Origin of the sequence: uncultured Methanobrevibacter sp. (assembly GCF_946184425.1) — an archaeon.
Taxonomy (GTDB): Archaea; Methanobacteriota; Methanobacteria; order Methanobacteriales; family Methanobacteriaceae; genus Methanocatella.
Map to the genome: position 1 here is coordinate 1 of NZ_CAMHFP010000049.1, position 16,413 is coordinate 16,413.

Consider the following 16,413-nt stretch of genomic DNA (forward strand, 5'->3'; position numbering starts at 1 on the left):
TATAAATATTACTTTGAATTTTATTTAATTTAAATATTTTTTTTTAAATATTCCCATAAATTAATTATACTGAAAATTAGAAATTATAAAATATAATTTAATAGGTGATTTTTTGGAAAAGCAGAGTAAATATCTGATATTATTGATTGTAATATTTGTGATTTGCATTGGTGTTTTTTTATATCAATACAATAATGATGTTGTTACATTCATGATAGTTAATGAAACTCAGGTGGCTGAAAACGGATCATTTTCTGGAATATTAATGGATTCATACAGTCGGGGTGTGGCAAATAAAACAATTACATATCACCCGCCGGGTAATCAAACTGGAGAGGTTAATGTTACAACTGACGAGAATGGTGAATTTTCCATCAGAAATGCAGTCTATACTTCAAATAGTAATGCAAATTATTATAGCAACTTTACATTTGCAGGGGATGATAAATATAAAGGCTGCAGTTATGATGGCAATGTGACTGTCATTGCTAAATGACTATTTTTATTTTTTATTTATAAATAATATAGTGTTAATTAAACGAATTGAATAGTTCAAGTATTGATTAAGAGTTCAATCGTTTAATTTTAATTTTCAATTTTTTCCTTATCATCAATAAACAAGACAGTCAAAATTAGCATGATTGCATGTAAGATGAGTAAAATCAATGAAGTCTGATTGAATCCTGCAACTGAGGAGGAATTATGGCCTATGGCACCTCCTGCCAAAATAGCCATTATAACAACTGCCATTGATGAGCCTATTGCCGCAAAAATCTGCCTTAATGTATTGTTGACTGCGGTCCCGTCCTCAACCTTATCTGATACCATGGTCAAAGCCCATGTTGTGGCAGGCATCAGAGCCAAACCTGCACCGATAAAACGGATGGATTGGGTTATAGCCATAAATTCAAACGATGAATCCTGAGTATACAACATCATGGTTCCAAATCCTATTATTGAAATGACACATCCCATAATCAGGACCTTTTTGATTCCAATTCTATTTGTAAGCAATGGACCTATTATATTAAAGACAATTATCAGTAATCCTCCCGGCAGAAGCACGGAAGCGGAAAAGATTGCGGATTGATAAGCCACTCCCTGCATGAATATCGGAAGAATCGCAGTGCATCCGTTTAAACATGCAAAGAGAATGCAGATGAATATCGTCCCCACTGTGAAATACTTGTTTTTAAGTATGGATAAGTTAATCAAAGGCTTTTCCAATTTTGATTGACGCTTTACAAATAGGATTAAACTTACAATTCCAATGATTATAGGCAAAATCACAAGATAATGTATAAATCCAAAATCCGCAACATTTGTAAAACCAAGCATTATTCCGGCACATCCAACTATTGACAATACAACAGAGAGATAATCAAGAGGATAATCCTCAGTTGGAGCATTATCCTTTACAAATATCACGCCTAAAGCCAATAGAATTATTGTAATTATTGTGAAAAATGAGAACAACTCTCTCCAGCTGTATAAAGTTATGACAAATCCTCCTAAAAACGAACCGATGACTGGAGCTATTGCAATTACCAAACCGTATAATCCCATATAAGTCTGCCATTTTTCTTCAGGGGTGATTCTAAGCAGTAAAATCTGAACATAAGGCATTATCACACCGTTTCCTATTGCCTGAAGAATTCTGCCAATAATCAAAACAATCATGGAATTTGAAAAATAACAAATGATTGATCCAATGAGGAATATTGTCAATGAAAAGAAGAATATTGTCCTTGCAGTGAATCTCCGGGATATATAAGCACTTAATGGAATCATCACTCCCACTACGAGTAGAAATACAGAATATGACCATTGTGCTTGTGTTGATGGGACAGAAAAGTCACTCATCAAATAAACAACGCCAGTTGTAATAATTGATTGGGCTACTGTTAATAGGCTTGTAGATATGATGAATAAGATTAACAGTTTCATTTTATTATTTAGTTGTATATTCATTTTTTTCACTAAATAACTTTATATAATGCATATTATTTATATTGTCATGATTTTTTTTTGAAAATGATTTAAAAAAAGAAAATTGAATATTTAGTGAATTGGTCTAACTAAAAAAATGGGCCCGACGGGGTTTGAACCCGCGACAACAAGGTTAAGAGCCAAGTGCTCTACCAGACTGAGCTACGGGCCCATGTAAAAAATTTTTTTATCAAAAAATTATGAAATAGTCCTATCCGGAGTCGAACCGGAGTCACAAGTTCCAGAGACTCGTATGATTGCCATTACACCATAGGACTATCAATTGCATTGATTTAGAATTCAATTTATAAAAAAATATCATAAATTTGAATTCAATTATATTTTATATTTGTTCATAAATATAAAATTTTTCTATTTTTTTGGGGATTGTAAGTTGAATGATTCATTTTTGATTTTTTTATTTTTTCAGAAAAAATATTCTGTAAATGAAGTAATTGTATATATGACTTTGAGTCATATTCATCAACCTTTATCATCAACTGCCACTACTTTTTTATTTTTTATTTTAGGAATATAAGACTAACTTTTTAAATTTTTTTATATTTTAGTTTTATAATACTTACTATTCTTATTTTTCATTAAAGTTAGGTTTATGAGAAAAATTTATGTCAAAGTTTCTGTTGTAGATAGTAAAAAAAATAAGAGATAAGATTAATATCTTCTTGACCTGTCATAAACAAATGTTGTAACAGTAACTATTATGAATGCGCATATTATGATTGCCGCATTTGCAATAGCATCAACCAGGGAACTTCCGACCTTTTTCAGGAAGTCAAAAATCGCGTTTATCAATGCTGTGAGCTGATTGATTAAATCAGTAATGAATGCCATAATGAAATTTATTAATTCGGTTATCATTCCTATAATCTGATTTATAAGTCCAATAACGAAATCTATTATGCTCAGTATCAATCCTATGATATACTGTACAAGGGATATCAGTGTTTGGAGAAGTCCTATGATGAAATTCAGTGCGGACAGGATTAAACGTAAAAGCTGCTCGATTGAAGTCAAAAGAATGGTAAACAATTTTAAGAATCCTGAAAGTTGCTTCCATATTGACCCAATCAATTCTGTAAGTCTGTGCAAGCCATTTATCAGCTGCTGAATTTGGTTCATAAAACCGTTAAACATATTTCCTATCCATTCAATACCGCTGACGACTGATAGTGCGAAGCCTGCTAGTGAGTCAATGATAGGTTTCCATGTGCCATATACGGAATTGAGAAGTGAATCAAAGAAGTCATCAAGGAATGTACCGTTTGTTTCGTTGCCTCTTGTCTGATTTAGTGCTATTGTGGGTACGGTTGTATTGTTTGTAAAACTTTCCGGACCACTTTCGTCGGTGTCATTTGTCTGGTTGACTTGGACAATGACATGGTCAATAGTTCTGAATGATACCTTATATGCAAAATAATTTGACTCATTTCCTGAAACGGATTTTAAAAGTTCAAATTGGAAAACGGCTTCAGTGTTATTGTCTATCATAACGACTGCGGTGTCGCCCACTATTTCACTTGAACTGGCAACAGCCTTACCTACCTGTGTAGGGGATGATCCGCTTTTTATGAAATCGGGCACTATGCTTGCGACGCTGCCGTCCATATTGTGTCTGTAGCATTCGACTATGGCAAGTTTAAGTGTATTTGCATTTGGAGCATTTGATGCAGAGACACGTTTGAATTCATCACCACTGCTAGCAGGGGATTTTGAATAGTCAAGGATAAATCCTCTAAATCCATCGCTAAATTTAATGTCATTTCCATGTCCTTTAGCTAAAATGTAGTTATTTTTGGATTTATCGACCGTCTTATTCTTATTGTCCTTTATATTTTTATCGGTATTGGCCTTTATATTTTTATCGGACTTCTGGTCTTTATCCGATGCATAGCCTTTGTCAGGGGTATTGTCATCCGTTTTGTCCTGACCGCCTAATGGGCCATCATCTGCTCCATTGTTGCTGTCATGTGTGGCATTGTCCGCCACCACAATACTTAAAAAGGAAAATGAAACCAATATGACAAGTATCAATGTAACTATTTTTTTGTTCATAATCTGCCTCTATATTAATATCTTTTATCATTCCCCATATATTAAGATTATCGAAATTTTTGCCTATTTTTCACTTATAATCAATATTTGTAATTTATTGTTTATATATTGGGATGTACTTTAAATTTTAAATAGTATTATCTAAAAATATATATGTAAATCAGTTAGGTAATGTGATAAATATGGATTTGCGTGAAATGATAATGGATGCTATTAAATATCCTATTAATGATAATCGAAAATTTTTAATATTCTGTGCTTTAATTGTTATAATGAGTTTATCAACAATTGTTCCGTCATACGGTGTTAAGAATGATACTGTAAACATGGTTTTAACTCTTATAACTATAATTGTTGCATTTGTTGTTTTAGGATACTTAATTGAGGTTCTTAAAGGAGGAACTGTGGGTGAAACCACACTTCCCGATTTGGATTATGTGAAACATTTCATCCTAGGTATCAAGGCGATGATTTTGGATATAATCTATTTCCTCATACCTCTAATCATTACTATAATCGTCGCTTCTGCAAGCGGGCTTTTTTCCTCATTCACCACAATTGTTTATTCAGCCATTGGGGCTATGGAAAAGGGTGCCCAAAATGCCACTGCAATAATGGCTGCTATTCCTAAATCATCAATTGCCACATTCAATAATGCGTTGACCGTTACTTTGGTCATTGGAATTGTCCTGTTTGTCATATTTTCATTGCTTTCATTTACAGCAATCGTGAGATATGCAAAAACCGGAAGTGGAATCGAAGGTCTGAGATTCAGGGAAATACTGAAGGACATGCAAAAAGTAGGAGTTCTCAATATTATAGTTTCCCTGATTGTAATTTATGTGATTGCATTGCTTTTGACACTAGTCATTGTAGTTATAGGATTGATACCATATATCGGCGTTTTCATAGGCATCTTTATCGGAGTGCCGTTCATACTTCTGTTCATGTACAGGGCTGTTGGTTTATTGTATGCTGATGCATAACATTAACCATTTTTTTATCAATTCGGGTGTGGCATAAATTATTGAGTTTTAGATTTTGTTCATTTTTTATTAATTTTTCTATTTTTATTTTTATTTTACAAATAGATTAATTGCGTTTTCACTACAATATGAATCTGCATGGTTATTAGAATCAATATTATTGGTTGCTGTTAATTGTTTTGTTTTAATCACTGGTTATGTCTACTATGGTAAAGAAACTAGGTATTATCGTTTATTAACACTATGGGCTGAGGTTTTATTTTACTCTATAATTATTATAATTGCATTGAAATTTATATTTCCTAGTGAACTTGGGTTAGAAAATTATTGGAAAGCAATTATTCCTACATTCTTTACTAATGATCAATTTAGTAGATATTGGTTCTTTACAGCATATGTTGGAATGTTTTTGCTGTCACCATTTATAAACTTGGGATTAAAACATTTCAATAAAAAACAGGATTTGTCAGTATTTTTAAGCCTATTTATAATATTTTCATTATTGCCTACAATTTTAAATCAGGATATGGCCTTTAATCTTAATCAGGGATATGGTGTTTTATGGTTTGTTGTTTTATATTACACTGGGGGTCTTATACATAAATATGAAATATTTAAAATGTTAAAAAATTACAAATGGCTTTTGATTTACATCATATGCTTTTTAATATCTTGGGTATTGAGGTATGTGCTTGAAGTATTAGGTTTGATAGAACCTGGATTTGTGTTATATTCATTTGATTGTTATTTATCTCCATTATATTTCATTGGAGAAATTGCATTATTCTGTTTCTTTAAAAAGATGAATATTACTAAATCATTTATCATATCTCTTGTCAAATTCTTTACTCCAGTTTGTTTTGGAGTTTATCTTATTCACGATAACATGGCTCTTGCATATTTCTTCTTTGATGGCAAATTTGAATTTATAGCTCAATTTGATCCAATTTCATTGTTTATAAGTGTAATTGTTCTTGGAATAGGAATATTTGTTGTTTGTGCTTTAATCGATTGGATAAGAGAATTATTATTCAGAAAATTAAAAGTTAAAGAGAGATTTGGAAAATTTGAAGAGAATGTGTACTTGAAATTTGATAATTATTTGAATTCAAATAGTTAAATGATGCATATCATTTCTATCTAATTGGCTGAATTCACTCTATATTCAAAATTTTATCAAACCCAGACATTCTGAATATTTCTCCCACAGATTCATTAACATTTTTAATGATGAACGGAATATTGTCTGGTTTTAATTTCTTTTGAGTTGCAATCAGAACTCTGAGACCTGCACTTGAAATGTATTCCATATTGGTAAAATCCATAATTAATGAATCAAATTTTCCCATTTCATTTTTAATTTCATTGTCAAGGTCTTGTGAAGTAATTGTATCTATACGCCCTTCAACAGAAATTGTTAATTCTTGTCCATTGTAATCTTTATTAATATTCATAGTAATTTATTTGTTCATATATAATTTTAAATATTTTGTTTTACATAATTTTAGTATAGTTAAATTTTTTTAGGAGAATAAATATGAATTTCTTTAAATTATCCTCAGCTCAGAAAATGCTTTTATTTTCAGAGATAAATAATCCTCATAATGATTCATTTTATCTTAAATTTAGAAAAGATTATGATTTGGATGATTTGGGGTATGTTAAAAAAGCAATTAAAATAATATCTGCCCAATATTTGAATTTACAAATTAAAAATGATGATACCGGTAATTTCAAGCAGTATTATATAGATATTGATGTAAATATTGATTCATTTGATGTTTCAAATGAAAATCTAAATGATTTTATAAAAGATTATCTTGATAAACCTTTTGATGATGTATTTGACTCTCCGTTATATAAATGGGCAGTTTTAAAAACAGAATCTTCTGCTGTTTTGATAGGTGTTGTCCAGCATATTTTGCTTGATGGGACTTCTTTATTTTCAATTATTCCTCATGAAATGGATAAGTGCATCGAATCTATTAAAAACAATAGTGAATATGTCCCAATTGATTATTCCTATGAAACTTATGTTGATGAAGAATTAAAATATTTAAAATCTGATGAAGCAAAAAGTGATAAAAAATACTGGTTAAATACTTTAAAGGATTATTCCGGAGACTGGTATTCATTTGATAATTCGGAACTTGGGTATTTTGAAGTTCTTTTAAATCAGACTTCAGATTTTAATTATTCGCCATTTGTAACATCTCTTGCATTAACCTTCTTGTATTTGGCAAAATTAAAACGTGGCAATAACTTATTCAAAGATCTGGTTTTAAACACTTCAGTCCATGGCAGATACTTTGGACAAGATGATGCACTGGGAATGTTTGTAAACACTATTCCATTAAGATTAACCTATGATGAATATTTAACATTTGATGATTTGCTTGCATACTCTAAAAGCGTTTTAAAAGAGGGTTTGGCTCATGCGAAACTGCAGTTCAGCGAGTACACAACTGATTTGAGAAATGTGGGAATTGATCCTGATTGTATTTCTACTATTTCCATCGTGTCAAATTCTACAAATCATGATTCTAAATTCCTGACATATCAAAAGGACATTAAATTCCCGCTTCACTTCAGAATAAATAAAAATTTCTCCGATAAAAATGGTTTGCATTCTATTTTCATTGAATATGATAAAGCATGTTTCCATAAAAGTGAAATCGAATCAATCGGTCAAGGTTTAAAAGATCTATTAAAAGAGGTTAGCATAGATTCATCAAAAAAATGTCGGGATTACAATGTGGATGAAGTGGAATTTTTCAGGGCAGAAAATTATTATAATAATCTGATAAATTCATTTGATAATCCAACATCAATTTCACCGGATGTTAGTGGTGATAAGGTTAAATTTACACAGATTTCTAAAGCAATTGATGAGGATAAGTTACAAAATTTGTCTAACCAGTATAAACTGCCTAAGGAAAAGCTATTGCTCGCAGTTTTCCTATATGATTTAACCAAATTTTCATTTTCAAAAGATATTTTAATTGCTTATAATCGTGTTGCTGCAGGATATCATTTTGACACTGATTTAAGCGTTGAAGAATACTTAAATGATTTTAAAAATTCATTTAAAGAATTCAATAAATATCCCCTTTTAAACAATCAGAAATTAAACTTTGAAAGTGAAATATTATTTTTCATTGATGAATTTGACACTAAAGACTACAAACTTGTCTTTAATTATGAAAGTGGAAAAATCAATATCAGTTATGACGAATCATTCTATTCAAAAGAATTAATGGACGTATTTTTGGAGTCCATTGATGTATTATTGGATAAATTTACCATAAATGAGACATTACTTAATTCTATTTCAATAAGACGTGAAATTGAACTTGATGAGGACTTTGAAATTGATCTGGCTAATGAAGGCGTAATAAATAATATATTTGAAAAGATATCTTTGGAAAATCCGGATAAAACAATACTTTATACAGAGGATGGCGAGTTAACATATGATGAATTAAACAGAAAAGCAAATAAAATAGCCAACAGTTTAATTAAAAATGGGGTTGAAGTTGAAGATAAAGTAATGTTTATGATGAGGAGAAACAGTGATTTGATAGCGGCTGTTTTAGGTATTGTCAAAGCGGGCGCCGCATTTATTCCGATTGATCCGAACTATCCGAAAAACAGGATTGACCAGATATTGGAAGACAGCGATTCAAAATTTGTCATTACTTCTGAGGATATCGAATACGATGGTGAAAACAGATTTGATGTTGGAAAATTACTTGAAGAAAGCGATGATTCAAATCCGAATGTAGAATTAACTCCTGACAATTTATGTTTCTTAATTTATACTTCAGGGTCAACCGGAAAACCTAAGGGGGTAATGATTACTCATAGGGGAATATCAAACTATATTGCCAATGTGGATGAAAATGTTCCGATTTATGAGCTCAACCGTAAATGTGATAAGTTCATATCAATTTCAACAGTGTCATTCATTGTATTTTTAAGGGAGATATTCGGTACAATTTTAAACGGTTTGCCGGTGGTATTTGCAAATGATGAGGAGGCTATTGACCCATTACAATTAGTGGAACTGTTTAAAAAGACTGATGCGGATGGTTTTGGCTCAACACCGACAAGACTGCTTGAATACTTGCAGCTTGAAGAAATTCAGAATGTTGTTGGCGGATGTAAAGTAATTATTGTAGGTGGTGAAGGATTCCCTCCAGTTCTCTATGATAGATTGTCAAAATACACTAAAGCAGATATCTACAATTCATATGGTCCGACAGAAGTTACAATAGCATCACATTACAAATTAATTGACTCTTCTGAAGTAACTGCTGGTTGGAAAATGCTTAATGTAGTTGATAAAATTATGGACATTGATGGAAATCAGCTGCCTGCTTATGTTTCCGGTGAAATATATGTTGGTGGTGCCGGAATTGCAAGAGGATATCTGAATAATCCTGAACAGACCGAAAAGGTGTTCATGGAGTTAAACAACATTCCATATTATAACACTGGTGATTTGGGTAAAAAGGATTCAAAAGGCGAACTGTATGTTGCAGGACGTAACGATACTCAGATTAAACTCAGAGGATTGAGAATTGAGTTATCTGAAATCGAAAGTGTAATAGCAAACTATGAAGGCATTGCATTGTCAAAGGTTGTTGTTAAAAAACTTAACAGTATTGAACACCTTTGCGCATACTTTACTGCAACTTCACAAATTAATTTGGATGATTTAAAACAGCATTTAATCGATTCACTTCCGAAGTATATGGTGCCGTCTTATTTAATACAATTGGACGCTTTTCCAAAAACTCCAAATGGAAAAACTGACTTCAAAAACTTGCCGGATCCTGAAATAAATCTAGATGATTTTATTAAACCGAGAAATGATATTGAAAAAGAACTGTTTGACATTGTCTCAGATATTTTGGGAATGGATGAATTTGGTGTTAATACTGATTTATTCAGCATTGGTTTAACTTCTTTGACAGTTATCCAGCTGACCTCTGCAATATATTCCAAATTAAATGCCCAATTGAATGTTACTGAAATTCTTAAATACAAAACTATTGAAAAAATAGCTTCTGAAATTAAAATTGAAGATGATGAATCGCAGGATATTAAAGAACTTTATCCTTTAACTCCAAATCAACTTGGAGTTTACTTTGACTGCATTAAAAATCTGGATAACACTGCATATAACCTTCCGAAGAAAATGGAATTTAGTGAAGGAATTGATGTTGGCAAACTTAAATCATCAATCATTAAAGCTATTGAAAATCATCCGTATCTCAAAACAAGAATAATAATGGATAACGGTGAAGTATATCAGCAAAGAAGGGATGATTTAAAAATTGATGATATGATTGAAGTTGTTGATGAAGCTGATGTTGATGAGTTTGTAAAACCATTCAAACTGGATGAGGGTCCATTATTCAGATTTAAGATAGTTGGAAACTCAATGCTTTTAGCTGATTTCCACCACATTATTGTTGATGGAACCTCTTTAAACATTTTATTTGATGAAATCTCAAAAATCTATGATGGAAAAGATTATGAGATTGAAGAGCTTGACGGATTTGAATATTGCTTAAATGAGATTAAAACACGCCAATCCGGTTTATATGAGGAGGCAAAATTATTCTTCAATAACAGAGTCAAAGAGTTTGATGATGTAACATTAATTCCACAGGACATTAACGGCGATGAATCACAAGGTAAAGTCGCAATGAATGATATTTTCCTTGAAAAAACCAGTATTGATGAGTTCTGTTCAAAAGCAAATATCTCTCAGAACAATTTGTTCCTGGCAGCAACATCATTTGTTATAAATAAATTCGTATATAATCGTGATACATTAATCGCAACTATCACTAATGGTAGATTCAATCCAAATCAACAGAAAACATTGGCCATGATGGTTAAAACATTACCATTAGCATTGAAATTAAATTCTGATTCAACTCTTAAGGAATACTTTGAATATATAAATGGGGAATGGCTGAATGTATTGACATATTCCGCATATCCTTTAACTGAAATTTCAAATGAATTCGATATTGCTCCTGAAATATTATATGCTTATCATGGAAAAATCATTGAAGACATTGAAATCGGTGGAATGAAAGTTGAAAGACAGTCTATTGATTATGAAGGACTGAAATTCAAAGTCAACATTAATGTTGTGGAAGTTGATGGTCAATACAGAATTTTCTGCGAATATAATGATCAGTTATACTCTGAAACTTTAATCAGCACTTTCCTTGAATCAATTGGAATAGTTTTAAACAAATTCCAGACATTTGATGAAAGCACATTGATGAAAGATATTTCAATCATTGAAAACGATGACTGGGGTGTCGATGATTTGGCATATGATGATGTTCCTGAAGACAGATTAAATAAAATATTTGAAAATCAGGTTGAAATGCATCCTGACAGAGTAATATTATATGCCACTGACGGGGAATTTACATATGATGAACTAAATAAAAAAGCTAACAGAATTGCTCACAGCCTCATTAAAAGGGGTGTCGGTCCTGAAGACAGAATAATGTTTATATTAAATAGGGACAGTAATGTGGTTGCATCAATATTTGGTATTCTAAAATCCGGTGCAGCATTCATTCCGGTGGATTCAGAATATCCATCTGAGAGAATTGAGCATGTTTTAACAGACAGCGAATCCAAATTTATCATTGTGGATGATGTGATTGAGAAGAAAGGTATAGATTTAAGTGGATATGAAGATAATTTGCTTGATGTTAATGAACTGCTCAAAGAAAAAGACACTGCTAACCCTGATCCGGATGTGCATGCAAACAATATGGCATATCTCATTTACACTTCAGGTTCAACAGGACTTCCTAAAGGAGTAATCCTTGAACATGGAAACATTGCAAACTTTGTGTATCCTGACCCAAGGAATGTTTGTACTTATGAACTGGTTCATAATCTTGAAAAAGAAGATTATAAAGTATTGTCCACAACAACAGTTGCATTTGATGTATTCCAGCAGGAAATTATGGGATCACTTTTGAATGGTGTTCCAATGGTATTTGCTAATGATACTGAATATAAAGATCCAATTGAAATGATGGATTTAATCCACAGAACCGGTGCAAATGTTTACATTGCAACCCCATCAAGACTGCTTCAGTATCTTGAAATTGAAGCGATGCAGGAGACTATGTATGGATTTAAGGTATATATTCATGCTGGAGAACCTTTCTCTAAAAGATTATATGAGCTTCTCTCACAAAATTCCAATGGAAAATTCTTTAATATGTACGGGCCAACAGAAACAACTGTCTACTGTAACGGTGTTCAGCTTGAAAGCTCAGATATTCACATTGGAAAAGAATTATTCAACGTTCATGAAATGGTCATGGACTTTGACTCCAATCCATTGCCTCCAAATGTAATAGGGGAGTTATATATTGCAGGAAAAGGGGTTTCAAGAGAATACTTGAATCGTCCTGAGAAAAATGCTGAGGCATATGAAGTTATTAACGGAATAAGATTTTACCGTTCAGGAGATTTTGTTAAGGTCACTGAAGAAGGAGATTATTATGTATTCGGAAGAATGGATAATCAAATCAAACTCAGAGGTTTAAGAATAGAAATTGGGGAAATTGAAGTTGGACTTTCAAAATTCCCAGGAATCAAATCCGTTGCAGTTGTTGTTAGAAAAATCAAAGGCAATGACCATTTATGCGCCTACTTCACAGTTCATGATGAATACAGGGAGGAAAACCGTGGAGAAACCGAATACTCAATTAATATTGATGATTTAAAAGCTTCCCTTGCGGAAAAATTGGTATATTATATGGTTCCAACAGTTTATATGGAACTTGATGAAATGCCTCAAACAGCAAATGGTAAAACAGACCTCAGAAACTTACCTGAACCTGTTTTAATAACAGAATATGTGGCTCCTGAAAATGACATTGAAGCATTCTTTACAAACCTGTTTGGTGAAATCTTAGGACTTGATGAAGTAAGTGCTACAGATAATTTCTTTGAAATTGGTGGAACCTCACTTTTAGTGACCAAAATTACAATGGAGGCACTAAACAGAAACTATAATCTGAACTATGGGGATGTATTTTCAAATCCAACTCCAAGAGCATTGGCCGAATTGGTATTATCCGACCAGTCTGAAGAGAAAAAAGCTGAACTGTCATATGATTATTCCGATATTGATTCATTACTTAAGAAAAACACTCTTGAAAACTTACTTGATGGCGAAATTCAGGATAGTTTGGGAAATATTTTACTCACCGGAGCTACAGGATTTTTAGGAATTCATGTTCTTCGTGAAATATTGGAAAATGAAACTGGTGATGTATACTGTTTCATAAGATCAAACAAAGTATTAAGCGGAGAGGAAAGATTAAAATCACTTCTCTTCTATTATTTCTCCAATGAATACGAAGAGCTTTTCAATGAGAGATTGCACATTATTGAAGGGGATATTACAAACTTTGAAGACTTTGAAAAACTTATTAATGTAAACATTGATACCATTGTCAATTGTGCAGCTAATGTGAAACACTTTTCATCTGGAACGGACATTGAGGACATTAACCTTGGTGGTGTTGTAAACGGGCTTAAGTTTGCTAAAATGAAAAATGCAAAATATGTTCAGGTTTCAACCTACAGTATTGCAGGTGAAAGTATTAACAATTATCCTCCTGTCGATGTTCCGTTCACAGAGCAGGACTTATTCATTGGTCAGGCTGTGGACAATCAGTATCTTAACTCCAAATTCCTCGCAGAAAGGGCAGTTCTTGAAGCTGCGGTAGAGAATGATTTGGATGTTAAAATCATGAGGGTTGGAAACCTGATGGCAAGAAGCTCTGACAGTGAATTCCAAATTAACTTTGAATCAAACGGATTCATTAACCGTTTAAAAGCATTTGTTACAATTGGAAAAATGTCTTACTCAATGATTATGGGCAATGTTGAATTTTCACCAATTGATATGACTGCAAAAGCAATTATTGGTCTGTCAAAAACTCCAAAGGATTGTACTGTATTCCATCCATATGATTATCACAGTATCAGTTTTGGAGATATAATTGAAATCATCAAACCTCTGGGATTGAATATTGAATATGTGGAGGAAGATGAATATCAAAAAGCATTGGATGATGCATTGGCCGATAAATCAAAACAAGAAGGAGTTTCAGGTTTAATTACTTCAATCGGTTCTGGTAAAGTTAAAAAAATCTGGCTTCCTGTATCAAATGATTATACCGTACAGGCATTGTATCGTTTGGGAATTAAATGGCCGTATGTGTCTGAAGAGTATGTCTATAACTTTGTGAAATATTTGGATGATCTGGACTTCTTTAGTATTTAAGGGGATTAATGATGTATGAAAGAAATTATGAATTATTGAGGAGTAAATTCAGTGAATTTTTCCTCCCGACATTATTTACTTCAATGGCAGGAAATATCTGTTTATTTGTGGATGGTTTGATAGTGAGCTTTTTAATTGGTGCATCTAATCTTGCACCAATTCAGATTGTAGCTCCTGTGATTACTTTTGTCAATCTAATCTATTGGATGATTGGATTGGGTGGTAGTGTACTTTGTTCTGTTGCAAAGGCAGAATTTGATGATGAAAAGAGTAATTCATATTTTTCAACATCCATTATTTCACTTTTAGTAATTGGAATACTGATTTCGATATTCGGTTTGATATTTTCAGGCAGTATTACACAGTTTTTATGTTCCTCCCAGCCCGAACTGATTCCTGAGGTAACTTCATATTTCAATTCATTAATTATTGGTATGCCGTTTTTATGTTATATGATGAGTTTATCATACTTTATAAGGGCAGATGGTATGCCGTCACTACCGTTCAGGGCAATATTGATTGCAAATATTGTTAATATATGTTTTGATGTAATTTATATTTCATATTTCCATTTAGGACTTTCAGGAGCAGCATTGGCTACTTCAACAGGTTATCTTGTTGGATCAGTTTTAATTTCATATTACTTTTTTAAAAAGGACCGTACATTGGAATTTATTAAATTAAAATTAGGCAAATTCTTCGCTTTCCTTAAAAAAATTGCAACTTCCGGATTTTCATCTTCTTCAACACAGTTATACTTAACTTTAAAATTGCTTGTAATAAACTTTTTAGTTGGAATATATGTTGGAAAATCAGGTATTGTGGCATTCGGTATCTGCTATAATAGCCTGTTCATATTATATATATTTTTAATAGGAACTGCTCAGACAATGTCTCCAATAGTGTCTGTTTACTTTAAAGAAGAAGACTATTCTGGAGTTAATTATATTATTCACAGGTCTTTAAAAATCGTTGTAATTGCAAGTTTGGCTTTATCTTTGTTATTTATTGTGTATCCTCGGGCGTTATTGTTCCTGTACAGTGTTAAAAATCCTGCAGATGTTCCTGTTGTATTGAATGCTCTGCGAATATTTGCAATAAGTTATGTGGGAACAGCCATTACATTTTTATATACTTTTTATGCTCAGGCAATTCAGAAAAATAAATTATCCACTATTATTTCCCTGCTTGAAGGTTTGGTCTTGCCTATTGGGCTTGCATGCATATTGTCCATTCCATTTGCAGGAAACGGTATTTGGATTTCATTTGCAATCGCTGAAGCATTAACAATACTGTTCATCTTTGCTTATTCAAAATATATCCATAAAAAAACAGAGGGTGAATATTCAGGATTCTTTATCAACAAGCACAATGATGATGAAAAAGTATTTGAACATACAATTAATGGTAATGTAAAAGATGCTGTGGAATTGGCACAAAATGTTCAGAATTATTTATCAGACAATAAATCTGCAGCAATAGTCAGTTTAGCTATTGAAGAGATGCTTGTAAACATCATCAACAACAATGAAACAGTTAATACAATTGATGTAATTGTTAGAAATAATGCTGACAATATTTTAATATCAATTAAGGATACTGGTGTCGATTTCAATCCAGTAGTGGAAAAAGATAATCTTGAATTTGATAATATCAGTGTTTTAAATAAAATTGCAGACAATGTTAACTATTCAAGAGTATTAGGGTTAAATAGTACTGTAATAACTATTAAAAATTAACAACTTCATTATATAGTATAATGAAGTCATTAATCCATCATCTTATTAGCTAATGCAATATGCTAATGGTGATGAGATTAATTCCACTTTTGATATGTAGGGTCAGTGTTTATGTTTGAATTAAATGTAATTTTTTTAAAGTCTTGTTTTGGCCTAATTATGTATGACTTGAAATTTAAAATATTAATCATGTAATTATTTGGAGAGGAATATATGAAAACTCATGTGATAGTTGTATAACTTTTGTTCTCTTAACACTACTTTTTTAGAA

The 16,413-nt window shown here is 32.0% G+C and carries 8 protein-coding genes and 1 tRNA gene; 5 read left to right on the forward strand and 4 right to left on the reverse strand.

Going from position 1 to position 16,413, the window contains the following annotated elements; genetic code table 11:
* The first annotated feature begins 112 nt into the window (after positions 1-112).
* Positions 113-496 carry a hypothetical protein gene (locus Q0P94_RS09230; RefSeq protein ID WP_295115905.1) on the forward strand — a complete coding sequence of 128 codons (384 nt, stop codon included), beginning with the start codon at positions 113-115 and terminating at the stop codon, positions 494-496.
* A gap of 89 nt (positions 497-585) precedes the next feature.
* Here the strand turns inward: Q0P94_RS09230 and Q0P94_RS09235 are convergent, their stop codons facing one another.
* From Q0P94_RS09235 to Q0P94_RS09245, 3 genes are all read right to left on the reverse strand, one after another.
* On the reverse strand, positions 586-1,971 hold the full coding sequence (locus Q0P94_RS09235) for a DHA2 family efflux MFS transporter permease subunit (protein WP_295115909.1): 1,386 nt from the start codon (positions 1,969-1,971) through the stop codon (positions 586-588).
* Positions 1,972-2,087: 116 nt separating this feature from the next.
* Positions 2,088-2,161: transfer RNA gene (locus tag Q0P94_RS09240), tRNA-Lys, on the reverse strand.
* Positions 2,162-2,661: 500 nt separating this feature from the next.
* Positions 2,662-4,062, reverse strand: coding sequence for a hypothetical protein (locus tag Q0P94_RS09245; protein ID WP_295115911.1), 1,401 nt, complete (start codon positions 4,060-4,062; stop codon positions 2,662-2,664).
* Between the two features lie 182 nt (positions 4,063-4,244).
* Here Q0P94_RS09245 and Q0P94_RS09250 point away from each other — a divergent pair, with 182 nt between their 5' ends.
* Positions 4,245-5,048, forward strand: coding sequence for a DUF4013 domain-containing protein (locus Q0P94_RS09250; RefSeq protein ID WP_295115913.1), 804 nt, complete (start codon positions 4,245-4,247; stop codon positions 5,046-5,048).
* A gap of 109 nt (positions 5,049-5,157) precedes the next feature.
* Entirely contained in the window at positions 5,158-6,168 is a 1,011-nt protein-coding gene (locus tag Q0P94_RS09255; RefSeq protein ID WP_295115919.1) for an acyltransferase family protein, read from the forward strand.
* A 34-nt stretch (positions 6,169-6,202) separates the two neighbouring features.
* On the opposite strand, the gene Q0P94_RS09260 is transcribed toward Q0P94_RS09255, so the two are convergent.
* Positions 6,203-6,502 (reverse strand): STAS domain-containing protein, encoded by a 300-nt coding sequence (locus Q0P94_RS09260; protein WP_292740606.1) that lies wholly within the window; start codon positions 6,500-6,502, stop codon positions 6,203-6,205.
* Between the two features lie 83 nt (positions 6,503-6,585).
* Here Q0P94_RS09260 and Q0P94_RS09265 point away from each other — a divergent pair, with 83 nt between their 5' ends.
* Both Q0P94_RS09265 and Q0P94_RS09270 read left to right on the forward strand, forming a co-directional pair.
* Positions 6,586-14,403, forward strand: coding sequence for a non-ribosomal peptide synthetase (locus Q0P94_RS09265; protein WP_295115915.1), 7,818 nt, complete (start codon positions 6,586-6,588; stop codon positions 14,401-14,403).
* Between the two features lie 8 nt (positions 14,404-14,411).
* Complete coding sequence (locus tag Q0P94_RS09270) at positions 14,412-16,142, forward strand: MATE family efflux transporter (RefSeq protein ID WP_295115917.1); 1,731 nt, start codon at positions 14,412-14,414, stop codon at positions 16,140-16,142.
* Positions 16,143-16,413: the final 271 nt, after the last annotated feature.